Consider the following 25,595-nt stretch of genomic DNA (forward strand, 5'->3'; position numbering starts at 1 on the left):
AGACAAAAAATTGCCTATCCTACGACTGTTGGAGGCTATTAATAGGAGGTCTTATTTCGGGGGAGGATGACAGAGAACGGAGAACGGACTTTTCCCAATGTTCGTAGCGGTACGAACTATAGGCTTGAGGCAATAAAAAAAATGTGGCGATTCCGCCATCACCACAAACATGAAAGGTACAACTCCCGCTGGCATGGCAGGTTATTTTAAATTTATCCTGATGCAGACAGTGATCGGAATTGTGTGATGCGGCATCGGCCAAATCAGGTACAGCGATGCCTTGTTCGAAAGAGGGTTCGAAAGATGATTCAGCAGATAACAAATTGACCATACTCGAATAATAGCCAAGCGCAGACCATACTGGCGTAATGACCATCATGAGTATTAACAATAATAAAAATCGCTGTCTAATCATTATCTGTCTGTGTCGTGTTTGGTTCACAGTCTACTGGTATTCATTGTAATTATCAAAGAGAGAATATAAGTCGGTCATCTGTTTGCAACTTATTCACTCAGTGACAAACGCAAAGGAATCATCGCCGAAAAACCGAAGCCGTGCTTTTGATAAAAGCGTTGCGCCGGCTCATTAGTGCGGTCTGTGAGCAAGGTGATACGTTTGCACCCGTTCAATCGTGCAAATTGAATAGCTTGTTCCAGAAGCCTGGAACCCACACCGGAGCCGCGAGCGGCGGGAGAAACAATCATGTCTTCGAGTAGCGCAACGCGCTCGCCGAGTGCAGTAGATATGGTGTAAAGAAGATTAACCATCCCCACAATGCGGCCGTCCTGGCGGGCAACGACGATAAGCCCGATATTCGGACTGCTGATGATACGCGTCAAACCGCGGCTTTGCGCTTCGTTATTCGGCTTGAAATCCGCTTCTTGAGAAAACAAGATATCCAGCAATTCACAAAGCGCCGGAATATCTGAAGCATTTGCAGGAGTAATTTCCATTGTTGCGCCTTGCAGCTCCCTTTATATTTTTGAATACCTGTAAATCGATTTATTCCGCAATACCTTGCTTAAACCAGTTATTGGATATCTGATCGTGCAGTTCTCCCAACTTGTTTTGCAAATCATCAAGAATTTCCCGTAATTGTGCCTGGGTCGTTTGCCGGGTATTAATAGCTTGCACATAAGTTTCAAGTTTTACGATCTCTTCCGGCAAGGAGTCATGATTAGGCAGGGCATTTATGCAACCGGCAATTTCAGCGATGCAACAGCTAACCGATCGAGGCAGGTTGGCGTTCAATAATAGGAAATTAAGCACGTCGTCGCCGTTAACACTGCTTCTGACCTGTTGCCGATACATTAACTGAGCATTTAGCGCCTTTAAGATATTCACCCACAAAATAGTCTCGTATTGGCGCATTTCGTCGCTACGCGAATCAGCCAGCAGCAAGGAAGCCAAATCCAGAATCCGGCTGGTCATGTCGGCGCGCTCGATGTTTTTGCCCAATCGGATAAATCGATAGGGATTATTGTGGCTCATATAGCCCGACAATAGCCCGGTGAAGCGTTGACAGCCTTTCAGAATTTCGTTCAGAAAAACGACGCGATTACTGCGATTGTAGACCGAGTCTATATTGTTCTTTACAAACAGATACATTTCATTGACCTGCTCCCAAGCTTCATCGGGCAGTAAGTCCCTGGAGGTACGGATATTTTCCCTAGCGGCGCTTAAAGACGAAAACAATGACCCCGGATAACTTCCGTCAACCAAAAGAAACCGGGTGATGTTATGTTCGTTGGCGGCTTTATATTTTTCATAGAATTGCGGTTCCGAGCCGCTAATTCGGATCAGCTGCTGCCAGCCCATCTCAACGCCGTTAGGCAAATCCATCAATAAATTCATGTGCACACTGACCAGTCTGGCGATATTCTCAGTGCGTTCAAGGTAACGTGCCAGCCAATACAGGCGTTCTGCTGAACGGGATAACATTAGTTGCGCTCCATGTTGATGATCCAGGTGTCTTTACTGCCGCCGCCTTGCGAGGAATTAACCACTAGCGACCCTTTTTTCAGCGCTACCCGGGTTAAGCCTCCGGCAGTCACAAAAGTGCTCTCACCCTGCAAAATAAACGGCCGCAAATCGATATGCCTGGGTTCCAGCTTGCCTTTGCACAAAGTTGGTGCGGTAGAAATCGCCAAGGTAGGTTGACCGATGTAGTTTCTCGGGTTTTTTTGGATAATTTTCCTAAACTCTGCTATTTCTTTGTTGGTTGCATGCGGCCCTACCAGCATGCCGTACCCGCCTGATTCATTGGCAGGTTTGACGACCAGTTCCGGCAAATGCGCCAACACATATTCCAGATGTTCAGGGTTATCGCACAGATAAGTTTGCACATTAGGCAAAATAGGTTCTTCATTCAGGTAATAACGGATCATTTCCGGCACATAGGCGTAAACCACTTTGTCATCGGCAACGCCCGCACCCGGTGCATTAGCCAACGACACATTACCGGCTTTCCAGGCACGCATTAAACCCGGAACGCCCAATGAGGAATCTTTTCGGAATACTTCAGGATCGAGAAAATCATCATCGATGCGCCGGTAAATCACATCGACTTTTTCCAGGCCTTCAATAGTCCGCATATAGACGCAATCATCGTCGTCAACCACCAAATCCCCGCCTTCGACCAGCTGCGCACCCATTTGTTGGGCCAGATAAGCGTGCTCGAAATAGGCCGAGTTATAAATGCCGGGCGTTAGTACCACGATTTGCGGCTTGCTGATGTGGTCGGGCGCCAATGACGCCAACATATCCTGCAAGCGGCCGGGATAATCGTCGATAGGCAGAATATCTATATTTTGCAAGAGTTCGGGGAACACACGCTTGGTAATAACGCGGTTTTCCAACATATAGGAAACACCCGAAGGTACCCGCAAATTATCTTCCAACACATACATAATACCGTCTTTATCGCGAACCAGATCGGTGCCGCAAATATTTGCCCAAACGTTATGGCGGGGTTTCATGCCGATGCATTCTTTACGGAAGTTCTTTGAACTATTGATAATTTCGGCAGGCATTTTGCCTGCTTTAATAAATTCCTGTTGATCGTAAACGTCCGATATAAAACAATTCAAGGCGGTCAATCGTTGCTTTAAACCTCTTTCTATAATCCGCCATTCTGTAGAACTAATGATGCGGGGAATGATATCGAACGGCCAGGCGCGGTCTATGTTGCCCTCATCGCTGTAGACCGTGAAGCTGATGCCCATTTCTAAAATAGCCAATTCAGCGGCTATTTTACGTTTATCAATATCGCTTTTGTTGAGCGAATTTAAATACTGACACAAGCGGTAACTAATTTGTCTAGGTTGGAACTCTGAACACATCAGTTCATCGTAAGCACTATCGGTTTTGTAGTTTTCCCAGATTGATTTCATGACATTTCATAAGGCTAGTTGGCTTTATTAAAAACCAGCATGATTTGTGCCATTTGTTATTTGGTTCGATTGTGTACATGATTCAATTTTTGCGTTCTAAAGTACAGCAAACGTTTAGCTAACTTATTTAACTCATCAATAAGCGATTCAACGGCAGTTTTAAGGATGATAACGACAGCCGGCCGGAAATAGCAACCCATTAAAACAGTTTAAACAACCCTATTTTGGGCTTTGTGTGCTTCAATTTGGTGCAACTTGAGTTTTTAAATGACTTATCCGCTCGACTGCCAAGAGTATCACTTATAGAATACTGATTACTCAACCACTTGGTATGGCACTTGCTTTGTTTTTAAGAGTTAAAACTTGTAGAGAGCTCACTATGCCAGACATTAGCCACTCCTTATCGTTTCCTGTCCAAGGTGACAAAGAAAACTCATCATTTTTTAATGATTATCTGGGCAAATTGCTTGAAGAACGCGATAGCTTGAACCTAAGCAATATGATCCATGAAATCGATGCGATGATGCTGACAGTCGAGCCCGGAAAATCGATCGAATACATCGAAGAATTATGCCTGATGTCGCCTTATCATTATCTGGTTACATTGGAAAGCGAGTCGCATTGGACCCACGTCTTGCGTATCGATATGACGGCCCCGGACCTGATTATCCGTGAAGTGAAAAATGATGATACCAAAGGCATTTTTCGCAGCCTGAACGAAGTATTCCCTATTGGTTCAAGCAAACCGCACAGCCGCTACATGGGTGAGATTTTGAGGGTAACCAACCGGCATGAAGTGGTTAAGCTGCAGCAGCGCAGGGGCTTTTTGTTTTTTTCCGAAGATGATGTCCGTAAGCTGGAGCTGCCGGGCAACCTGGCCATCACCAAACCTTCGCCGTACACCCACAACATCGTCGCCTATTTGGAACGTAAACCGGATGAGCCGCGTATTTATGCATTGGGCGTCAGCAGTATCCGCAGTGATGCCCAACAAGCCTGCGAAACTGCCAAGCAACGGCAAACAGCATTAGGCATAGACGGCCTGATCCTACCGGTGGATCATTTGGCGACGCGTATTTACAGTCAAAACAGGGAAGTGGCGATTTTGGAATGGCTGTCATTATCCAGCTATTACTATTGGGGTTCGTTTGATATCGTCGATCAGAATTCATCGACCAACGTCACCAAAAGCATCCACTATACGGATGAGATGCACAGCCCGGCTAAAGTATTTACCGCCAATAACACCCCTTATTTTGTCAATCATTTCAAAATTTTCCCCTCCCCGACTGAAAACTTTGTGCGCAATTATGGACCGCGTCTGCACCATATTGCACTGGCGGTTAAAGACGGCAATCAGCACGGCATAGAAAATATCGACTTTGTCGTCAAGGCGATCAGTGAGCAAGGCAAAAGCTTTTTGCTGGATGTCGTAGGTTCCAAAGACGAAGGTTTAAAGCAGATTTTTTCCAGCGCTTCCGAGCATTCTTCATTGATTATTGAGTATGTGCAGCGCTTTGGCGGCTTTCAAGGCTTCTTCACCAAGGATAATGTCGCGGAACTGACTCATGCGGCGGGTATCGAGGAGGAATTATTGCGGATGCAAACCGAAGCCCAAAAACCCGCCCGGGTTTAATGATCCACCTTAATAGACTTTTGTAACGCTAATACTTCGGCAATAGGAAAAAATCATCATGACCATTCGAGTAGCTGTCCGTCACAAAACTGTATACAGCTTTGATAGATCGGTATCCCTGTCGCCCCATGTTTTCAGGTTGCGTCCGGCCGTACATAGCCGAACACCGATTAAAGGCTATAGCTTGCGCATTGAGCCTGAAAACCATTTTATCAACTGGCAACAAGACCCGTTCGGTAACATTCTGGCGCGGGTAGTGTTTCCGGAAAAATGCTCAAAACTCAGCGTTGAAGTTGAAGTCATTGCCGATATGACGGTAATCAATCCGTTTGATTTCTTTGTCGAAGAGTATGCGGAGCATTATCCGTTTAAATACGATGCGCTATTGCTGAAAGAATTGCAGCCTTACCTGGAAACGGCTGAACAAGGTCCCTTGCTGAAGCAATGGCTGGCCGACTTTAGTCTTGATAAACGTAATATCAACGACTTTCTGGTTGACGTTAATCGCAAGGTTTTTCAAACGGTCGGCTATAACATCCGCATGGAAGTCGGCATCCAAAGCTGTGAGGAGACGCTGACCAAACTCAGCGGTTCGTGCCGGGATTCAGCGTGGTTGCTGGTGCAAATACTCCGTCATTTAGGACTGGCGGCGCGATTTGTATCCGGTTATCTGGTGCAACTGACTGCCGACGTCAAATCGCTGGACGGTCCATCCGGGCCGGAGCATGATTTCACCGACTTACATGCCTGGACTGAAGTTTATATCCCCGGAGCCGGTTGGATAGGGCTTGATCCGACCTCCGGTTTATTGGCCGGAGAAGGACACATCCCTCTGGCTTGCACACCCGATCCAGCCAGCGCCGCTCCGGTCACCGGCGGCACCGATAAATGCGAAGTGGAATTTGAATTTAGCAACACGGTCTTGCGTTTGCATGAAGACCCGCGCGTCACCAAACCTTATACCGATGAGCAATGGTATCGCATCGACGCACTGGGTCAGCAGGTCGACCGGCAATTGCTGGTTGATGATGTGCGCTTGACCATGGGCGGCGAGCCGACCTTTGTATCCGTCGACGACATGGAAGGTGCGGAATGGAATGTCGATGCCGACGGCCCGCACAAACGCGAGCGGGCCAATGCGCTGACCAAGCGTTTGCGCGATGAATTTGCCAAAGGCGCAATGCTGCATTACGGACAGGGCAAATGGTATCCCGGCGAAGCGTTGCCGCGCTGGCAATACGGTATCTTCTGGCGTAAAGACAATGTACCGGTTTGGCGCAATCCGGCGCTGCTGGCCGACATTAACAAAGATTACGGTCATACCGTTGAACAAGCCGAGTCTGTTATCAAGCAACTTACCTTACGATTAGGCTTGCAACCGCGCTATATCAAGACGGCTTTTGAAGACAGTTTTTATTATCTCTGGCAGGAAGGTTCGCTGCCGGAAAATATCGATCCGTTAAAAGCCAACCTGAAAGAGTCGATTGAACGTAAAACCTTGGCTCAGTTGCTGGATGCCGATTTAGGCAAAGCCGTAGGATTTACGCTGCCCATTAAATGGGACTGGACGAATGAAAAATGGCAAAGCGGCCCGTGGGATTTTCGCCGTGGGCAGATGTTCTTGATTCCCGGCAATTCGCCGATGGGCATGCGCTTGCCATTAGCCAGTTTACCCTGGGTTGCCCCGGACAAACGCGATACCCAGGAAGAGCAGAGCCTGTTTGAGACGCTACCTGAACTCGGCGATTATTACGGCGAAGTCACGCGCCGTTACAGCCGTATCGAGAAAAAACTCAAGGCTCATCCCGAACTTACCGAGCAAGACGCAGGCGATGATCAAGCCATTGAGGTGGAAGTGCCTCATACCGCAGTTTGCGTCGAAGCCCGCGATGGCCGCGTGCATATATTCCTGCCGCCGCTGACTTCGCTGGAACATTACTTGGAACTGATCGCCGCTATTGAAGCCACCGCGGAAAACCTGTCGATTCCGGTGGTGTTGGAAGGTTATGAACCGCCGCGGGACTACCGCATAGAGCGATTGATGGTAACGCCCGATCCCGGCGTGATTGAAGTTAACATTCATCCATCGAAAAGCTGGCAAGAGCTGGTCGACAAAACCACCGTTCTTTACGAACACGCTCACCAAGTCAGGTTGGGCACGGAAAAATTCATGCTCGATGGCCGCCATACCGGAACCGGCGGCGGTAACCATATCACTATGGGTGCCGAGACGCCGACCGACAGTCCGCTATTGCGCCGTCCGGATTTATTGCGCAGTCTGGTCACTTACTGGCAGCATCATCCAGGCTTGTCGTATTTGTTTTCCGGCATGTTTATCGGCCCGACCAGCCAAGCGCCACGGGTTGATGAAGGCCGGGACGAAAAGCTTTATGAACTGGAAATCGCCTTCCAGCAAATGCCGGAAGGCGAGGCGCCGGCCCCATGGCTGGTGGATCGTTTGTTGCGGCATTTGCTGACCGACATTACCGGCAACACCCATCGGTCCGAGTTTTGCATAGATAAACTGTATTCGCCGGATAGTTCGACCGGGCGCTTGGGTATTCTGGAATTGCGCGCCTTTGAAATGCCGCCGCATGCCCGGATGTCATTGGTACAAACCTTACTATTGCGTTCGCTGATTGCCTGGTTTTGGCGTAAGCCTTACAAACACGATTTAATCCGTTGGGGTACGGAGTTACATGACCGTTTCATGCTGCCGCACTATGTCCGCGAAGATATGAAACAGGTCGCTAAAGATTTGCAACGGGCCGGATACGGCTTTGAACTGGAATGGCTGGAACCGTTTTTTGAATTCCGCTTTCCGCGATACGGCAATACGCTGATAGACGGTATCGACCTGGAAATGCGTTTTGCGATCGAACCTTGGCATGTATTGGGCGAAGAAGTCAGCAGCACCGGCACCGCGCGTTATGTGGACTCCTCGGTAGAACGCGTCCAAATCAAAGTGACCGGCTTTACCGAGGGCCGTTATGTGTTGACCTGTAACGGCAGGCGCTTGCCGTTACGCAACACCGGCCGCAAAGGCGAATATGTTGCCGGCGTGCGTTATCGCGCCTGGCAGCCGCCATCAGCGTTGCATCCGACTATCAGCCCGCATGTGCCGTTGGTGATTGATGTGATCGATACCTGGAACGGGCATTCGGTCGGCGGATGTACTTATCATGTCGCTCATCCCGGCGGCCGCAGCTACGACGCATTCCCGGTCAATAGCTACGAAGCCGAGGCACGGCGGGTCACCCGTTTTTGGGATTTCGGCCACACGCCCGACATTATTGCGCGGCCGCCGATGATAATGCCGACTGCTGCTGCATCCGATCAACAAGTATTGGGAAAATTCAGCGTCAATGAAACCATGCCAAGACCGATGGCACCGCCTGTAGAGGAGCTAAATCACGAATATCCGTTTACAATGGACTTGCGGCACAAAGGCGGGTAAAGCCGGAGTGCGCTGATTTTCTAAAACATGAGCGACAACAAAATCAAGTTCTGATCATGCCATCAGCCGCGTAAAGTACCTTATGCGGCTAAATAAAATTAAATGATGGTCGAGCCATCAGCTTTGGAGATTGATTCAAATGACCGATAAATTAAAACAACTACCCCCGGCCATCTTGACACTGGAGGATAAAAGTTACTCATTACCCACATTAATAGGGATTGAAGGTGAAAAAGCCATCGACATTTCCAAGTTGCGTAGTCAAAGCAGTTATGTGACCCTGGATGAAGGCTATGGCAATACCGCCAGCTGTGAAAGCGCAATTACTTACATTGACGGTGATAAAGGCATACTCCGTTATCGCGGTTATCCTATTGAAGAATTAGCCGAACATTCACGCTTCGTTGAAGTAGCCTATCTATTGCTGAACGGCGAACTGCCTAACAGTCGGCAATTATTGGACTTTTCAACCAGTCTTAATGAGTCTTCGATTATCCATGAAGACATGCATCATTTTTTCAACGGTTTTCCGCGCGGCTCACACCCGATGGGCATTTTGGCGACCATGGTGGCGTCATTATCCACGTTCTACCCGATTCCCGACCGGCTCGATGCTGCGACAGAACAGCAAATCGTGATCAATCTGATCTCCCAGGTACGTACTATCGCGGCCTTCTCTTATAAAAAATCGATTGGCGAACCGCTGATTTATCCGTCCTACAAGCTTAAGTATGTGCGTAACTTCCTGAACATGATGTTTTCATCGCCGGTGCGCGATTACCAATTGGATGAAGATATCGTCAGAGCCATCGATATGTTCCTGATCCTGCATGCCGACCATGAGCAAAATTGCAGCACCTCTTCGGTGCGCACCGCAGGCTCCAGTATGGCGAACGTATATGCGGTCGCTTCGGCAGGCATTTCCGCGCTTTGGGGACCGCGTCATGGCGGAGCCAACCAGCAAGTGATACAGATGCTTGAACAAATACATGCCGACGGCGGTGACGGTACCGAATTTATCAATCAGGCAAAAGACAAAAACTCGTCAAGCAGACTGATGGGCTTCGGCCACCGTGTGTATAAGAATTTCGACCCGCGCGCGATGGTATTAAAAAGACAATGCGATAAATTATTCGCCAAAGCCGGAGTGAGCGATCCTTTATTCGATATTGCCCGTAAACTGGAAGAAATTGCGTTAAAAGACGACTATTTCATTTCCCGTAAACTGTATCCCAATGTCGATTTTTATTCCGGGTTGATTCTCCGCGCCGCGGGCATACCCACCAACATGTATACCGTGTTATTTGCTATCGGCCGGATGCCCGGCTGGATGGCGCACTGGCGGGAAATGCTGCACGGTGAGCAAGTGATTATTACCCGCCCTCGCCAAATCTATGTCGGTGAGCCATTGCGCCACTATCAAGAAATTGATCAACGGCCTTGATGCTGTCGATAGTTGAAGAATAAGGTCGCAATTTGAACGAATCAACCGGCAATATTGGCGCGCAGTTTTACGCTACCAAACTTGGCGTTTACGATGAAATGGTCGCCAAAGAACATAAAGTGCTGCCTTACTGGAAGCGCTTTATGGACTCCATTTCAACGCTGGGCAGCGAACAACTTGAGTTGCGGCGTCGCGAAGCCCAGCGTCTGCTAAGAGAAAACGGCGTAACCTACAATGTTTACGGTGATGCGCAAAAGCTTGCCCGGCCGTGGCGGCTCGACCCTATTCCGCTACTGATCAGCAGTGATGATTGGCTGCTTATTGAAGCAGGCCTTAAACAACGGGCTGAACTGCTTAACCTGATTCTAAAAGACATTTACGGCGAACAGCGGCTGCTGAAAAAAGGCCTGTTGCCCAGTGAACTGGTGTTGGCGCACGACGGTTTTTTACATCCTTGTGTAGGCGCCCTGCCCGATCTGGAACGCCAACTGACCTTTTACGCGGCTAACCTTGCCCGCGGCCATAATAACCGCATGTGGGTACTGGATGACCGCACCCAGGCGCCTTCCGGCGCCGGCTATGCGTTGGAAAACCGCACTGTGCTGAGGCGAGTGCTGCCGGACATTTTCCGGGAAACCCACGTGAGCCGGCTTTCCGGTTTTTTTAAGGCCTTGCGCAAGGGGCTGGCCGATATTGCGCCGCATAACAAGGAAGATCCGCGGATTGTGATACTGACGCCGGGGTCCCTTAACGAAACCTATTTTGAACACGCTTATTTATCGTCTTACCTCGGTTTCTCGCTGGTACAAGGCGACGACCTGACGGTACGCGACGGCCGGGTCTGGCTTAAATCGCTGGACGGTCTGCAACCGGTCGACGTTATTTTGCGCCGTGTTGATGATTCATTCTGCGATCCGCTGGAATTACGCAGTTCCTCCAGGCTGGGCGTTGCCGGATTACTCGAAGCCGTGCGCCGGAACAATGTCGCGATAGCCAATCCGTTGGGCAGCAGTGTCCTGGAAAATCCGGGACTATTGCCGTTTTTACCCCGGCTTTCGCGATATTTTTTAAACCAGGAGCTGATGCTGCCTTCGGTTGCCACCTGGTGGTGCGGTCAGCGTCGTGAACGGGATTTTGTACTACAAAATCTTGACCGGCTGGTCATTAAACCGATCAACCGCAGTGCGGGAAACTACACCCTGTTCGGCGCTCTACTCAGTGCCAAGGAAAAGGAATTGTTACGGGCCGCCATTATCGCCAAGCCGCATTGTTATGTCGGCCAGGAACATATCAGTTTTTCTACGGTCCCTTCATTTATCGATCGCCATATTGAGCCGAGATTTGCGGTACTGCGGAGCTTTGTGGTTGCCAGTGGCAATGATTATCAAGTGATGCCCGGTGGACTTACCCGGATCGCTCCTCAACAGGACGATTTTATCGTTTCGAATCAGGCGGGCGGAATCAGTAAAGACACCTGGGTATTGACTGATGAGCCGGACAAACAGGTCAGTTTGTGGTTTCAGCCCGGCCAGGACGTGATCCTGTCTGCAGATACCGAACCGTTAACCAGCCGCGCTGCGAATAACCTGTTTTGGGTCGGACGCTACCTGGAGCGCATCAAAGCGCCTACTCGCTTGATGCGCTTGATATTACTCAAATTAACCGAAGCCCGTGAACTCGGAGACCCGCTCGACAGCCAATGCCTCACTGTATTATTGAGCGCCCTGACTCAGGTAACCGGCACTTATCCGGGGTTTGTTACCAGTAACACGTCGGTATTGGAAGAGCCTCAAAGTGAATTAATGGCCTTGGCCAAAAATGTCCATCGCTCCGGTACGTTGGCGGCCAATATTCAAGCGTTTGCACAAACCGCTTTCAGTATTCGCGATGTTTGGTCACAGGATACCTGGCGTTGCGTCGATAATATTCAACGACGCTGGCAACAACGCGTCGTACATGGTCATTGCGACCTGGACCAACTGCAAAAATCCCTGGACGATTTAATTACCGGCTTTGTCGCCTTTATTGGCTTGACTACAGAGAGCATGACCCGTGAAGCCGGCTGGTTGATGCTCGATAGCGGCCGCCGTTTGGAACATGCGCTGACATTGATTTCGCTGCTGCGCGCCACGGTGGTGCAGCGTCATGAATCGGCACTGCAAAACCAGTTGCTGGAGGCCGTATTGATTTCGACTGACAGTTTGAGTATTTACCGTCGCCGCTACCGCTCATTTATCAAATTGCCGATGGTGCTGGAATTATTGCTGATGGATGAAACCCATCCACGTTCGCTGGCTTATCAATTACATCAGTTGTCCAGTCATATCAACGCATTGCCAAGAGAACGCGGAAAAGGACAGTTGAGTGAAGAAGAACGCTTAATACTCAGGGCCTACACCGACTTACGCCTGGTTAAAGTAGCTGAGTTGGTTAAAGTCGATGACGATGTCGGCGTTTACACTGAGCTTGAAAGCGTTTTGTCGGCGATGACGGAGCAGTTATGGCAGCTTTATGAAGTGCTGGCGCAAGCCTATTTCAGCCACTCTCAGGTGCCTCAATTAATGACTCCGACACAACCGGAGGATGATCTGTGAAATTTCGCATTACTCACAGCACACTCTACCAATACAGTCAGTTAGTCGGCCTGTGCCAGAATGAAGCGAGATTGCAACCCCGCGATTTCTGGCGCCAGCAATGTCATAGCAGTCGTTTTGACATTACCCCGGAACCTAGCGATTTTAGCGAACGCATGGATTATTTCGGCAATCGCATCGCTTATTTCGCGATACAACAGGCGCATCAACGCTTGATGGTCACCGCAATCAGCGAGGTCACGATATTCCCCAAGCAAAGTCGTGACGATCCGGCTAATTTAATAACCTGGGAGCAAGTGCGAGACCAATTGCAAGGAGGCCCCGGACAAGTACAGGTACAATCGCAATCACCATCGCAAAGCCAGCAGCAAAACCAGTATGATGAGCTATTGGATGCCAAACTGTTTGTGCTGGATTCACCGATGGTCATTACTAATGCCGAACTGGCTGATTATGCGCAAAGTTCATTTTTGCCCAATCGGCCGCTGGTGCAGGTCGTGACCGATTTAATGCAGCGGATCCATACCGATTTTACTTACGATCCGAGCAGTACCACGATTGCAACGCCGTTATCTGACGTGCTTCAATTTCGTCGCGGCGTTTGTCAGGATTTTGCCCACTTGGCGATTGGTTGCTTACGTTCCTTTGGCATTGCTGCGCGTTACGTCAGCGGCTATGTCGAAACACAGCCCATACCGGGCAAGCAGCGCTTGGTAGGAGCCGATGCTTCACATGCCTGGTTTTCAGTGTATGTACCGGGTACAGGTTGGCTGGAGTTTGATCCTACTAATAATAATGTGCCGTTTGATCAACATATCACATTGGCCTGGGGCCGGGACTACACGGATGTCACTCCGCTAAAGGGCATTGCCTTTGGTGGCGGTCAGCATACCTTGTCGGTGTCGGTGGATGTACTTAGATTGGAATAACATAATATCTCTGTCGACATTGTCTGAGCACAAAGAGTCTCTGAGCAGCATGGACGTTGGCGCTGCTTTATCGGATAATGGTCTAAAAGTATCTTTAAACACAACAACTGAACGTTTTTTATGACTTATTGTATTGCAGCTTCTATAGATGAAGGACTTATTCTGGTTTCTGACTCAAGGACCAATGCCGGTATTGATAACGTCAGTACTTACGGCAAAATGCATGCATTTAAAACTAATGATGATCGCAAGATTGTTTTACTGTGCGCCGGTAATCTTGCTACCACTCAAGCCGTTTTAGAGCAGCTGCATCGCGATAAAGTCAAGAATGCCGGTGTCAATCTCAATAATGTGGAGTGTTTATCCGAGGCGGCCGCCTACTTGGGCCATGTCAGTGTCGAAAAACAAAAACAACATATCAATTCTGAAGGGCAATCGGCCTTTAATCCCTCGGCCAGTTTTATTTTAGCCGGTCAAATCGGCGATGACCCGCACGGCGCTTATATGGTTTACGCGGAAGGCAATAGCATAACCAGTTCGGCCAATACACCGTTTTTACAAATCGGTGAGAGTAAATACGGCAAACCGATATTGGACCGTTTTCTTAAATTGAACACCTCTATCGACGAAGCCGCGCGCTGCTGCCTGGTATCGATGGACTCGACCATCCGCAGTAACGCCAGTGTCGGGCCACCTGTAGAAATGTTGATTTTTCGCAAAAACAGTTTCAGCTTTGATGAGTATTATTGCTTTGATGACGATGATGATTATTTGCTGCAACTCAGGCGGAGTTGGGAAAACAAGCTTCGTGAAGCAATAGCCAGCCTGCCCGGCCTTAATAAAAAGGCAGTGCGAACTATGCGGGTTGATTTGTAGATTGAAAAAAGCAGGCGGGGGCTTGCAGCAACAGGGAAATCTGACGTAGGGTGTGCCGTGCGCGCCTTATAGCCTGAAGGCACGCACGGCACACACCCTACGTTGCAGCACTGCTGGAATTAACAATCTTCAAAGGTCAAAATAGTTAATGGCACCGATTAACGGTGTGCGTGGATTTAACGACAATTTCACCGAAATTTTATCGAGCAAAGGCAAAAAACGGCCTTTAGCCTTAAATGCGCGGATAAAGTTACCGTCCTGTAGAGCAGGTAATATTTTTGGGCCTATGCCCCCGCCGATAAATATCCCGCCCGTGGCAAGCGACTTTAATGCCAGGTTGCTCGTTTCGGCCCCATAGAGTTCAACAAAAAGCCTCACTACTTCCACACATAAAGGATCTTCGCCGGAAACGCCCAGTCCGGAAATAACCGCATTTCTGTCAACGCCGCTATGAATATCCGGAATATCAGCGCAAGGCCGAGCAAATCCCTGCTCGCAGAGAAAATCATACAGATGGCTAAAACCGATGCCGGATAGGATACGTTCGCAACTGACATGATCAGGATAACTTTTTCTAAGATACGCCAATAGCTGATCCTGCTGGGCATTTTGAGCGGCTAAATCACTGTGACCGCCTTCGGTAGCTATAGGATAGTGTTTGTTGCCATCCCAATAAAGGATGGCCTCGCCCAAGCCTGTGCCGGCCGCTATAACTGCGATATTGCCTGACTGAACTTGCGCATTGGGGTTTAACTCGACCAAATCGTGTTCGGGCAGGTACAGCATACCCAGCGCCATAGCTTCCAGATCATTCAAAAGCCTTACTTTAGACGTGCCTAATTTTATTTTCAGCTCTTCCCCATCCAATAGCCACGGCAGATTAGTGGTCTGGCAGCGTTGATTGACGACAGGACCGGCAACGCCAAAACATGCGGCCTTGATATAAACGTCGGCGGGTAAAAAGGCGGTCAAAATGTCATCAAATTTCGGGAATAGCTGGCTTGAGTAGGTTTGTTCCTGCAAGCAGGTCAGCGAATCGTTGGCATCTCTGGTAAAAATAGATAATACCGTCTTCGTTCCGCCTATATCTCCGGCTAGTATCACAATGTTCCCCTCTCGTTATTGTTAAGCAGATGTATCAAAGCATCCAGAATGCTGTTAGCAACTCTGTGCGGCGGTAATCGGTAAAATCCCTGCCATGCTGACGATACGCACTCATCGTAATTGTCTTTACATTCAGGATGCGATTGCAACCAGCTGATTCTTACAGCATGACCGATAATAATATCCGTTAACAAGGTATCGTCAATATGTAACGATGCGTTTTCATGAAAAATAGATGCGATTGCTTTTAGCGCTTCTACTGTTAATTGGCGATAAACCGGAGCCTGAATTTTGTTAAGCAAGTGGCTGACGTGCAACTTGAAACTTTGCTCGCCGGCGGTCGATTGCGACAGGGTATCTTCACTATCCAGCCGGTTTTTACTATTGAGTTTGTCGCCAATCGTCAAGCCTTTACAATGGTGCAGGATATCCCATACACTGGTAAAAAAAGCATTATTTTCTCTGCCGACGCTACCTTGCTGTTCGCGCCATTGATACCAGTCGACAATTTCTCCTCGATCTGTCGGATCCATATTTTTTGCAAAGCGCGCACTGGTAAATTCCCGGCAATCACCCTCATAGTGCAGCGTTTCGGCTAGTCCCAATTGATCTTCCGTATTGCCGTAGTCCTCCAGCGTTTCTTTGACTTTTCCAAATAATTGATAAGGCGGCAAAGAAAGAATCTCATTAAAAGCCTGATCCAATGTACTGCAATCTGATTCGCGTTTTTGTCTGGCCACAAGCAATTGCAGGATATGCCCCACTCGCACCGTGTGCATATCAGTGAATAATCGCGGATCAGACTTAATTAACATGCCCAAATAAATGATCAATTCCTGGATAATGATATGTTCACTGGCATCATTATTATTGTAGGTTCGAATAATCTGCAAAATTTCCGAAGAATCGGCGGGGCGCATCAAGGTCGCCCTGCCGCTGTAAGCGCGACCTAATGTCAGCGCATGTTGCCGAACCAGTATATCGGTAGCCGCCTGTTCAAGGTTGATGTCGTATTTACCCAGTAAACCGGCACAGCGCCTGACAATGTACCAGGCATGTCGATCCCCTGCCCGCTCATAGATTTCTTCCAGCAAGTCACGCACATAACCGGTAGTTCCATCCATCGCCGATAATCCGGTATCGTAATCCAGGCCGCGACGAAGGCTCAGTAAACTTAATATCTCAAGTTGTGCGTAAAGATTGGCATTGGTTTTCAGCTGCTCGATCAGTACTTCATCGGCGCTGATTGCCCACTCCGTCACTGTATAGGTATCCACGGGTGCTGACGGGGTGGTATCTATCGGCAATACCTGAAAAAAAGGCCGCTCAGCGTCTTCCCAGGAAGCTTTGGAAAATTGAAAGTCATGCAAGTAGTTAATTTTCTCATGGCTTGACGTTTCTGCGAACTCGAAAAGAGTCCCGAGTTGTACCGGAACGCCAAGAGTAGAACCTTGTTGCAGTTCTTTGATGAATTCAATCAGGATTTCACGATCATAACTGCCCAACATATTCTGCTTGATCGTCATAACCACCAGAGGATTACCGGGCCTGTCCCAATGCTTATAGATATAGGCCAGTTCCAGCCGTAGACGCTGAATCAGCATACGGTTGTCCATCGCCAAATAAAAGCCTTTTTGACTAAGGCATTGCGGCAGAAAAACCAGGCGTTCCCCTGCCAGTATATACATCTTGGATGTTGCCAGCGTCCGCAATTGCCTCAACGGCCTGCCTGTTAAACCGATACGATCATTTCTGCCCACATGCGTGTAGGCATCGGCAAGTTCATTGGCCTCCCTGATTTGGATAGGCGCTATTGCAGCGAGGGTTTGAGTGCGAATGCCGTATTTCATCAAGCTGTTTTGTACCGCTTCATCCTGAGCAAGCAACTGAATTTGCACAGCGCAGTCCTGAGCCTGTTTAGCAACTTTGTGTCGGCCTAAAGGGTCGACATCCTCAATTGCAAGCAAACCATCCTGAATAAGACTGCCCAGCATAAAAAGACTTTGCGCCCAAACCAACGGTATATTTTCATTCGGTATACGTTGCTGGCTATGCGCATTGGCTTTTTCCGCTTCAATTAACTCTTTCGGGACACTATAAAGTTCCGGCAATAAGTGGCGGCCATCTTGCTCAACCAGCAAATTTTCCAGTTTAGTCCGATAATGCAAGGCGGCTTCGCTATTGCCTGTGAACAAGTTGTTAAGCAATAAATAGGTAAAAAATAACGGCCATTCGCATTCGATATCCATGAACTGTTTTAATTCATGCGGATCGTAATGGAGGCGTTGGCTATCTTCTATGGCGGTTTGGTGTCCATCCAGCAAAAAACGTTTGCAGCCGTATCGGCCTTCGAGTTTTTCGCAAATAATCGCTTCCGTTTTTGCCCGAATCAGCTGATTATCAACTGCGAAAGCCGGGAATCCGGTAATACTCAGCACGGCAGAATCGGCTTCTTTAGAAATGGATTCCCTGGGTAACAGCGATTCCAGTGTAATCCGCGTCCTGGCGATGTCGTCGCTAATCACATGAACCACAGACGCTTGCCCGCCGTCCTTGCCGAACAGGTTAAAACCGGACAGCGCTTCCAGCGCCGCTTTTGCCATACCGATTGAACTGGCGTTCAACTCGGCGATACCATGATTGGTTTTGTGGCCGCGCTCCCAGATACCGTAGTCAGGTGTACGGTAGGTCCGGCTGATATAGTGCACCAGGTTTTGTACAAAATTGACTTCGTCTATGGTAAATACAATACGTAAGCCGGATGCCGTCATTTGCGCCAGCATCAACAGGAATAAAGACGTGGCATCCAGTTGCAAATGTCCCCATTCATGATCGCCGACCACCACGGTGCCGCTTTTCGTATCGTATTTGGCATGCAAGGCATCGAGCGGATTCTGCGACTGCTTGAATTTCTCGACTTTGGCCGCTTGGCGCATCATCGCCGTCAACAGTCCGCGCATCAGCTTGACGACGCTTTGCTCCAGTAAATAAGTACGTCCGTTTTGTTCTTCAACGCGGCGGTAAGCAAGTGCCAGGCCCCATGCCGAAAGAATACTGTAAACATTATCCCTGACCCAGGCATCGGTATAATTGCCGTGTATATTGACAGCGGTACTGGCCGGTAATAAACCGGTCACCCAATCCTGGCGACTCAGAATAATATCCTGTACTTGCTGGAAATAAGTGTCTAGTTTGTCGTGTTGAGTCGGTTTCATATTCAACGAATGTATTATTTTAGAAAAAGACTCTTAGGATAGCCGATCAACTGTGTAAAGGCGCGGCCATAATCCGTTGGAATCGATAATAATCAGCAATTAATGCGCCAATCCATAGAGAATAGCTTAATGTTCTTTACAGTTACATCGACTCATGCTGCTTATCCTGCGCCACTGTTTAAAACGCTGACTGTGAATAATCAACACGGCCGCATGTCATCGCAAGAATTTGCACCAATTTGAAATAGAAACTTGTTTCTTGCACTAAAAATGCCCAAGAATATTGTGAATCGATTCATAACAATGCATTTTTCAAGCGGTCATCCGGTACTGCACTGCATGTACCGGATGACGACTATCCATAAATCGGCTGTTGGTTTGATTATTGCTTTCTGCTGACTGAATAAGCATTATCGAACGTATAGAGTCCGGTTACGGCTTGAATTAATATTCCGGATTCAAAACTCTAAACCTGAAACTTTAATTTAATGGAGAAACAATGAGCGCAATTCATTTTATCGGCGGCGAAAAAGGCGGTGTAGGCAAATCTGTTGTAGCACGTGTGCTGGCTCAATACATGATAGACCACGAAATACCGTTTATCGGTTTTGATACGGACCGTTCGCATGGTTCCTTATTACGTTTTTATACCGACTATTCATCGCCTACCATCATTGATGATTACCAAAGTCTGGATACTATTGTGGAGACTGCGTTAGCGAACCCCGGACAGCACATTCTGGTTGATCTTGCCGCCCAGACCCATCATCCGCTGGCGAAATGGATAGATGAATCCGGCGTGCTGGAACTGACAGAGGAGCTAGGAATTACTCTGTATTACTGGAATGTGATGGACTCCGGCAAAGATTGCGTGGATTTGCTTGGCAAACTGCTCGATCAATACGGCTCACGTTTGAATTACATACTGGTACAGAACCAGCTTCGCGATGACAGCTTTGCTATTTTTGAATCGTCAGGTCTTAAAGAACATGCACTGGCGTTGAATGCCAAGTTGATGACATTAAAACGGCTTCATTCACCGGTAATGACCAAGATTGACGGCAACAGCTCCAGTTTTTGGGCGGCAAAAAACAAGGATACTGAAAACTTGAACGCCTTGGGTTTATTGGAGAGGCAACGTGTTAAAATATGGCTGGGGCACGCATATAGCCAGATTCAATCGGTAGGAGTTTTATGCGAGTAAACGCATCGTTCACAACAGCAATAAACGGCTATTTTTTAAGAGTAAAACCAATATGAAGTTAGGCGTTAGTTGTGATCTTCATTTCCAGATAGACGCCCCAACAGCCTTAATTTTAATGTTACGCCCATTGAACGGCGCACAGCAATGGATTACGACATCCAGTTATATTGTTGAGCCTGAAGTGCCGATAATCGAGAGTAACGATAATTACCGCAATGCCTGTCAGCGCCTGATTGCGCCGCTCGGAGAATTTATTATTCGTACCTTTTTCGAGGCAGTCACAACTGAACATATTGATAGTGCACCTGGCGCTGATTTTATTGAAATCCAGAATTTGCCTCATCAAATATTGCCCTACCTGTTGCCCAGCCGCTATTGCGAATCGGACCGGTTTGGCGATCTTGCCAGAGAGGTGGTTAACGATGCACTGCCGGGTTACGATCAGGTCAGCAAGATCAATGAGTGGGTTCGTAACTCCATCCGCTATATCCCCGGCTCCAGCGACTCTCCGTTATCGGCGATTGAAGTTCATAACCGCGGCTATGGCGTATGCAGAGATCTTGCACAACTGGCCATTACCTTATGCCGAAGCATCAGCATACCTGCGCGTCTGGTGGTGGGGTATTTGTATCAGCTTGAACCGATGGACTTGCATGCCTGGTTTGAGGCCTATGTCGGCGGTCGATGGTATTCTTTCGATCCCACCCAGAGTGATTTACGCGGCGGCAGAGTGATTATTGCGGTTGGGCGCGATGCTGCCGATGTTTCTATATTTCATCAATTCGGCTTGGGTTGCATTTTGAACAGCATGGATGTTCAGGTCAATTTGCTGGACTAACCCTATAATCGCTTCTGTCGGCCGGCTTTGAATGACTTGTTCAATGTGAGATGCCCGACATCAAAATGCAAACGAACTTCTCCCCATGAACTTAACCTTGCCGTGAGATATGCCGCTTATAATTTTGATGAAAAAACAGACTGCTTGTTAGTAAAACAAAAAGCTGGAAAAAAGCAGCGCCGGCTATTGCAAAAAAAGAAGCCAGCAAAACTATTACAGTGATAATTTTCATTATTCGTTACCCGATATTTGTTTAATTCGAGTGCTAATAATCCTCCCGTTAAATAAGCAAAACAAGTGATTTAATTATTAATCAACTAAAGAAAAGTTACAGTTTTTCAGTACCTTGCCTACCCGTTGTGAATTCACAACAGCCCATTCAATATCGACTTTAACAGCTAAGAAGGCGCTTATTATTGGCATTATATGCAGCTAAACAAACAGATGAATTTTAACAGTCTCTTATGCTTTTTTGTGTAAAAGCAACAGAATAATCAATCACTATTCGGCTAAAAATTATTGTTTTAACACAGGCAAAACGACTGTAATAACCGCAACGATTGCCGAGCGTGTCAGTTCTTTTTTCAGAATCATTTCAGCCTCAAAATCGATTTGGACTGCCACACTTAATCTGCCGGCAACCGCATCCGCCTTAAAAAATCCCGTTATTCATCAGCCGTAAACCGCTCTTCCACATTGCTAAGCTGAACCTTGAAATTTATTTCATCGCTCAAACAGTCAATTCACCAGCTTGTAACATAACTTTCACTTGCGTCTGTTACCATTCAAATAATGTATATTTTTCTTGGGCGACCTTTTCCGGGCGGTCATCGACATAACCTACCTTGCTTAGCAATACACTACTAAAAGTTTGATTATGAATAACATCACCTATCGAACCATCTGGATTTCCGACCTGCATCTGGGTTCCACTCAATGCAGAGCCGACGTTTTACTCGATTTTCTCAAGTATAATGAGAGCGAAAAACTTTACCTGGTCGGCGATATTATCGATTTCTGGTCGCTTTCCAAAAAAATGTACTGGCCCAGAGATCATAATACAGTGATTCAGAAAGTCCTGCGTAAAGCCAGACACGGTACCCAGGTCATCTATATACCCGGCAATCATGACGAAAATGTCAGGCATTACGATAATTATGTCTTTGGCGACATCATCGTTAAAAATTCAGATGTGCATGTCACCTCCGCCGGAAAACACTTTCTGGTCGTTCATGGCGACGAATACGACACCATTGCCAAATGCCACAAGTGGCTTGCCAAATTAGGCAGCGATGGCTATGATTTTTTGATTGAAATTAACCGCTTGTTACGAATGTTCAGGCGCTGGTTTGGCATGCAGTCAAACTTCTCTCTTGCTGCCTTTGTCAAATTTAAAGTCAAGAATGTGGTTCAGTTTATTTCCGATTATGAAGAAAGCATCGTTAATACCCTTAAAGACCAAGACCTTGACGGCGTTATTTGCGGACATATACACCACGCTGAAATTAAGGAGATAGACGGATTTTTATACATCAACACGGGGGATTTCGTGGAAAGTTGCACTGCAATAGTGGAACACTTTAATGGCACACTGGAACTGGTAAGGTGGAACAAGATTGAGTCAACTATCGCCCATAATGAAGCTCTGGAAATGAATGTTGAATAGATAAATATGATAGTGGCCTGCCTCTTCGGTAAATACCCGCCTTACCCTTTTATGCATCAGGGCGAACAATTAAGCCTTATCGCTTGCCCCGATTTAAGCTTGTAGCTGATAAAATAAACTTTTAACTTTTTCTAGTACAACGATTCTGGCTTCCACAGAGTCGCACAGGGCAAATAATCTATGAATCGCGGTTTTAACACCATTCTTGCAGCACAGTTCTTTTCATCGCTGGCGGATAACGCACTTCTTTTCGCCGCAATCGCGCTACTCAAAAGCCTGGATGCTCCATCCTGGCAAACGCCTGTCTTACAACAATTTTTCGTGTTCTCCTTTATTGCACTCGCCCCGTTTGTCGGCGCATTTTCCGATGCACTGCCGAAAGGACAGGTCATGTTCATTAGTAACGGCATCAAAGTAGTCGGTTGCGCCGCCATGTTATTGGGCTTGCATCCACTCCTCGCTTACGGTTTTGTCGGCGTGGGCGCGGCTTTGTACTCACCCGCTAAATACGGCATTCTGACCGAATATCTTCCAAGCGATAAATTAGTATGGGCCAATGGCTGGATGGAAGGCCTCACCGTTGCCTCCATCATTTTGGGCGCTATATTCGGGGGATTATTGATCGGTCACCGCGTTGAGGATCAAATTGTTCAGCAACTGGGAGCGCTTGAGTTCAATGCAGGCATTGATACCGCCCCCGAATTTGCGATTTTTGTGATTTTCGGTCTTTATATTATTGCAGCAATACTTAATTGTTATATTCCCAAGCTGTCTATTGAACATACCTTACCGAAGCGGAACCCGGCATTTTTGATAGCGGATTTCTGGAGGGGTTTCCTGCAACTCTGGAAAGACCCGCTGGGTCAAGTATCTCTCGCAGTCACCTCTCTGTTTTGGGGAGCGGGCACCAGCTTGCGCCTTATTATTCTCGCCTGGGCGGCGGTAACGCTAAAGCTCGATCTGGAGCAGGCAACTCAATTGACTGCATTAGTTGCAGTGGGCCTTGCGATCGGTTCGGTGGTGGCGGCCAAGACCGTGTCTTTGGAACATGCAGTAAAAGTATTACCTTTGGGCATAGCCATGGGCTTGGTGGTATTAGGCATGTCATTAGTAACCGATTGGCGGCCTGCGGCGCTGATGCTGGTATTTATTGGCGCTTTGGCGGGCAGTTTCTTGATACCCATGAATGCATTGCTTCAGCATAGAGGCCATCAACTGATGGGGTCGGGCCACTCCATCGCCGTGCAAAATTTCAACGAAAACCTTAGCATTTTATTAATGCTGGGAGCTTACGCGTTGATGATTGACGCCGGGTTCTCGGTGCATACCGTTGTCGTCGTATTTGGACTGTTTATAACGGTCGCAATGGCCTGGCTAGCCAAAAAACATGGTCATGATCAGGATTAAACCCAATTCTGAATTACTGCACGCGGACGTAACCAAAAGTGTTTTTTATACTTTCGTTCACTCAACAAATATTACACAATTTGTATCGCCCATCCCGGATCACCGGGATGACGCGCAAAGAAGGATAGATCGGTGACAATCTTCTAAGAAAGCACACTTGTAGTCACCCCGCACAAGTTCCCCGGACAAATGTGACAACCTCACCCGGGGTTCAAACAAATCAAACAGATTCGTTATAGACTGATGAAAAAACGCGTTTTAATTATGTCGACGGGAGCGGGAACCGGTCACATCAAGGCTGCCGCAGCTTTGGAACTTTCCTTTGCCGCTGACGGCCGGGTTGCCGAAGTCATCAATAATGATGCATTGCAATATACCAATAAACTGTTCCGGGATTTCTATTCCAGTTTTTATACCTCGCTAGTCCGATCTGCGCCGAACTTTCTCGGTTGGTGGTATAAAACCAGCGACGAACCGTGGCACACAGACAGGATGCGGCATATGATAGATCGGCTAAATACCAAGCCGCTGGTGCGATTTATCCGGGAGTTCGACCCGGATATCACGGTCTGTACTCACTTCATGCCTGCCGGGATTATCTCGCACCTGATTGCGACACAACAGCTGCAAGCACGCCTGTCGATTGTGGTAACCGATTTAGATTTTCATGCGATGTGGTTGTCGCGTTCGTTCCATCGTTATTTTGTCGCTATCGATGAAACCAAAGCGCATCTTGAAATGCTCGGGATTCCGAACGAAAGAATCACCGTATCCGGCATACCGATCGACCCGGTTTTCCTACAGCCCGTCAACCGTGCGGAAGAACGGCTTCGACTGGGATTGGACCCGGAAAAACCGATTCTGTTGTTGTCGGCCGGCGCGTTCGGCATAGGACCTACCGAATACATGGTGGAGCGACTGCTCAACTTGAATAGCGACGCGCAAACAGTGGTTATCTGCGGACGCAACGACGAACTGAAACAGCGCATTTTACAATTAACCGATAGTCGAAGAGCTACATTTAAAGTGCTGGGTTACACCGATGAAATGCACAAGTTGATGAAAATGTCCGACATCTTCATAGGCAAGCCCGGCGGCATAACAACCTCCGAAGCAATCGCCTGCGGACTGCCGATGTGCGTGGTTTCCCCGATTCCCGGTCAAGAAGAGCGGAATAGCGATCATCTTTTGGAAGAAGGCATTGCTGTCAAATGCAACGACTTGACCACCCTGCCCTTTAAGCTGGAACGGTTGTTGGAAGACCCGGATAGATTGGCTCGAATGAAATTCAACGCCTTGCGTTTTGCCAAACCCAATGCCTCGGCGACCATCGTCGATACCCTGCTCGAAGATCGTCTTCCGCCGCTGTCATTCACTAAAAACCAGCGGGCGGCGATTGCTCTGGCAGCAGGACCGGAATGAGCAAATAGCGTAAAAAGCCGACCGCTAAAGCCAGTGTAGACGGTACCGGCAAGTCTATTCCCAGGCTTCTTCAATCGCTGTTCAGCGCCGACTGGCTGTAAGTCGCCAGCCCTTACCATTTGCCGCTGTGCGCACCGCCATCCACGTGCAGCACCTCCCCTGTGACCTGCCGAGCTTCCGTCAGATAAACGACAGCGCCGGCAATATCTTCAACCGTGGAAATTGAACCCATGGGTGAAAGCGTTTTCAGGAAATCTTTCGGATCGTTGGTGTGAAGCGGGGTGTCGACGATCCCGGGGGCTACGGCGTTGAATCGAATGTGCTCTTTTGCGTACTCAGAAGCCAAGTTTCTCAATGGTAAGCGCACGCCCCAACCACATAGTCAGAACTGTTTTTCTCTGAATCAATCT

At 48.1% G+C, this 25,595-nt stretch carries 17 protein-coding genes; 11 read left to right on the forward strand and 6 right to left on the reverse strand.

What is annotated here, in order from left to right; all coding sequences use genetic code 11:
* Positions 1-504: 504 nt before the first annotated feature.
* Genes V7051_RS13285 through V7051_RS13295 form a run of 3 tightly spaced genes read right to left on the reverse strand, consistent with a single transcriptional unit; the run spans position 505 to position 3,393 of the window.
* Positions 505-954: a GNAT family N-acetyltransferase gene (locus V7051_RS13285; RefSeq protein ID WP_333875494.1), complete on the reverse strand. Its 450-nt coding sequence runs from the start codon at positions 952-954 to the stop codon at positions 505-507.
* A gap of 49 nt (positions 955-1,003) precedes the next feature.
* Positions 1,004-1,942, reverse strand: a complete 939-nt coding sequence (locus tag V7051_RS13290) for an alpha-E domain-containing protein (protein ID WP_333875492.1) — start codon at positions 1,940-1,942, stop codon at positions 1,004-1,006.
* Positions 1,942-3,393, reverse strand: a complete 1,452-nt coding sequence (locus tag V7051_RS13295; protein ID WP_333875491.1) for a circularly permuted type 2 ATP-grasp protein — start codon at positions 3,391-3,393, stop codon at positions 1,942-1,944. Before V7051_RS13295 ends, V7051_RS13290 begins: the two co-directional genes overlap by 1 nt.
* Before the next feature lie 379 nt (positions 3,394-3,772).
* Here V7051_RS13295 and V7051_RS13300 point away from each other — a divergent pair, with 379 nt between their 5' ends.
* The 6 genes from V7051_RS13300 to V7051_RS13325 all read left to right on the forward strand — a co-directional run bounded on the left by V7051_RS13300 (position 3,773) and on the right by V7051_RS13325 (position 14,329).
* Positions 3,773-5,029, forward strand: a complete 1,257-nt coding sequence (locus tag V7051_RS13300; RefSeq protein ID WP_333875490.1) for a hypothetical protein — start codon at positions 3,773-3,775, stop codon at positions 5,027-5,029.
* Between the two features lie 58 nt (positions 5,030-5,087).
* Positions 5,088-8,486 (forward strand): transglutaminase family protein, encoded by a 3,399-nt coding sequence (locus V7051_RS13305; RefSeq protein ID WP_333875489.1) that lies wholly within the window; start codon positions 5,088-5,090, stop codon positions 8,484-8,486.
* A gap of 139 nt (positions 8,487-8,625) precedes the next feature.
* Complete coding sequence (locus tag V7051_RS13310) at positions 8,626-9,930, forward strand: citrate synthase (RefSeq protein WP_333875488.1); 1,305 nt, start codon at positions 8,626-8,628, stop codon at positions 9,928-9,930.
* Positions 9,931-9,962: 32 nt separating this feature from the next.
* Complete coding sequence (locus V7051_RS13315; protein WP_333875487.1) at positions 9,963-12,524, forward strand: circularly permuted type 2 ATP-grasp protein; 2,562 nt, start codon at positions 9,963-9,965, stop codon at positions 12,522-12,524.
* Positions 12,521-13,453: a transglutaminase family protein gene (locus tag V7051_RS13320; protein WP_333875485.1), complete on the forward strand. Its 933-nt coding sequence runs from the start codon at positions 12,521-12,523 to the stop codon at positions 13,451-13,453. Before V7051_RS13315 ends, V7051_RS13320 begins: the two co-directional genes overlap by 4 nt.
* A 120-nt stretch (positions 13,454-13,573) precedes the next feature.
* Positions 13,574-14,329 carry a peptidase gene (locus V7051_RS13325; protein ID WP_333875484.1) on the forward strand — a complete coding sequence of 252 codons (756 nt, stop codon included), beginning with the start codon at positions 13,574-13,576 and terminating at the stop codon, positions 14,327-14,329.
* Positions 14,330-14,458: 129 nt separating this feature from the next.
* Here V7051_RS13325 and glk read toward each other — a convergent pair whose 3' ends face one another.
* Entirely contained in the window at positions 14,459-15,433 is a 975-nt protein-coding gene (gene glk / locus V7051_RS13330; RefSeq protein ID WP_333875482.1) for a glucokinase, read from the reverse strand.
* Complete coding sequence (locus V7051_RS13335) at positions 15,430-18,648, reverse strand: glycoside hydrolase family 15 protein (protein WP_333875480.1); 3,219 nt, start codon at positions 18,646-18,648, stop codon at positions 15,430-15,432. The genes glk and V7051_RS13335 overlap by 4 nt, the downstream gene beginning before the upstream one ends.
* Before the next feature lie 499 nt (positions 18,649-19,147).
* On the opposite strand from V7051_RS13335, the gene V7051_RS13340 reads away from it, so the two are divergent.
* The 5 genes from V7051_RS13340 (at position 19,148) to V7051_RS13360 (ending at position 25,185) form a co-directional block, all read left to right on the forward strand.
* Positions 19,148-19,852, forward strand: coding sequence for a mobilization protein (locus V7051_RS13340; protein WP_333875478.1), 705 nt, complete (start codon positions 19,148-19,150; stop codon positions 19,850-19,852).
* 115 nt (positions 19,853-19,967) lie between these two features.
* Complete coding sequence (locus V7051_RS13345) at positions 19,968-20,690, forward strand: transglutaminase-like domain-containing protein (protein ID WP_334181149.1); 723 nt, start codon at positions 19,968-19,970, stop codon at positions 20,688-20,690.
* An 877-nt stretch (positions 20,691-21,567) separates the two neighbouring features.
* Entirely contained in the window at positions 21,568-22,356 is a 789-nt protein-coding gene (locus V7051_RS13350) for a UDP-2,3-diacylglucosamine diphosphatase (protein WP_333875474.1), read from the forward strand.
* A 180-nt stretch (positions 22,357-22,536) separates the two neighbouring features.
* A complete protein-coding gene (gene lplT, locus V7051_RS13355; protein WP_333875472.1) occupies positions 22,537-23,763 on the forward strand; it encodes a lysophospholipid transporter LplT in 1,227 nt (408 codons plus the stop codon).
* Between the two features lie 243 nt (positions 23,764-24,006).
* Positions 24,007-25,185 (forward strand): MGDG synthase family glycosyltransferase, encoded by a 1,179-nt coding sequence (locus tag V7051_RS13360; protein ID WP_333875470.1) that lies wholly within the window; start codon positions 24,007-24,009, stop codon positions 25,183-25,185.
* A gap of 112 nt (positions 25,186-25,297) precedes the next feature.
* On the opposite strand, the gene V7051_RS13365 is transcribed toward V7051_RS13360, so the two are convergent.
* Entirely contained in the window at positions 25,298-25,531 is a 234-nt protein-coding gene (locus tag V7051_RS13365; RefSeq protein WP_333875468.1) for an SDR family oxidoreductase, read from the reverse strand.
* Positions 25,532-25,595: the final 64 nt, after the last annotated feature.

The organism is Methylobacter sp., assembly GCF_036845245.1.
Taxonomy (GTDB): domain Bacteria; phylum Pseudomonadota; class Gammaproteobacteria; order Methylococcales; family Methylomonadaceae; genus Methylobacter_A.

Bases quoted from the DNA above. Each gene is read 5' to 3' on its own strand.
- V7051_RS13285 (WP_333875494.1), bottom strand. From the start codon at position 954: ATGGAAATTACTCCTGCAAATGCTTCAGATATTCCGGCGCTTTGTGAA.
- V7051_RS13290 (WP_333875492.1), bottom strand. From the start codon at position 1,942: ATGTTATCCCGTTCAGCAGAACGCCTGTATTGGCTGGCACGTTACCTT.
- V7051_RS13295 (WP_333875491.1), bottom strand. From the start codon at position 3,393: ATGAAATCAATCTGGGAAAACTACAAAACCGATAGTGCTTACGATGAA.
- V7051_RS13300 (WP_333875490.1), top strand. From the start codon at position 3,773: ATGCCAGACATTAGCCACTCCTTATCGTTTCCTGTCCAAGGTGACAAA.
- V7051_RS13305 (WP_333875489.1), top strand. From the start codon at position 5,088: ATGACCATTCGAGTAGCTGTCCGTCACAAAACTGTATACAGCTTTGAT.
- V7051_RS13310 (WP_333875488.1), top strand. From the start codon at position 8,626: ATGACCGATAAATTAAAACAACTACCCCCGGCCATCTTGACACTGGAG.
- V7051_RS13325 (WP_333875484.1), top strand. From the start codon at position 13,574: ATGACTTATTGTATTGCAGCTTCTATAGATGAAGGACTTATTCTGGTT.
- V7051_RS13335 (WP_333875480.1), bottom strand. From the start codon at position 18,648: ATGAAACCGACTCAACACGACAAACTAGACACTTATTTCCAGCAAGTA.
- V7051_RS13340 (WP_333875478.1), top strand. From the start codon at position 19,148: ATGAGCGCAATTCATTTTATCGGCGGCGAAAAAGGCGGTGTAGGCAAA.
- V7051_RS13345 (WP_334181149.1), top strand. From the start codon at position 19,968: ATGTTACGCCCATTGAACGGCGCACAGCAATGGATTACGACATCCAGT.
- V7051_RS13350 (WP_333875474.1), top strand. From the start codon at position 21,568: ATGAATAACATCACCTATCGAACCATCTGGATTTCCGACCTGCATCTG.
- lplT (WP_333875472.1), top strand. From the start codon at position 22,537: ATGAATCGCGGTTTTAACACCATTCTTGCAGCACAGTTCTTTTCATCG.
- V7051_RS13360 (WP_333875470.1), top strand. From the start codon at position 24,007: ATGAAAAAACGCGTTTTAATTATGTCGACGGGAGCGGGAACCGGTCAC.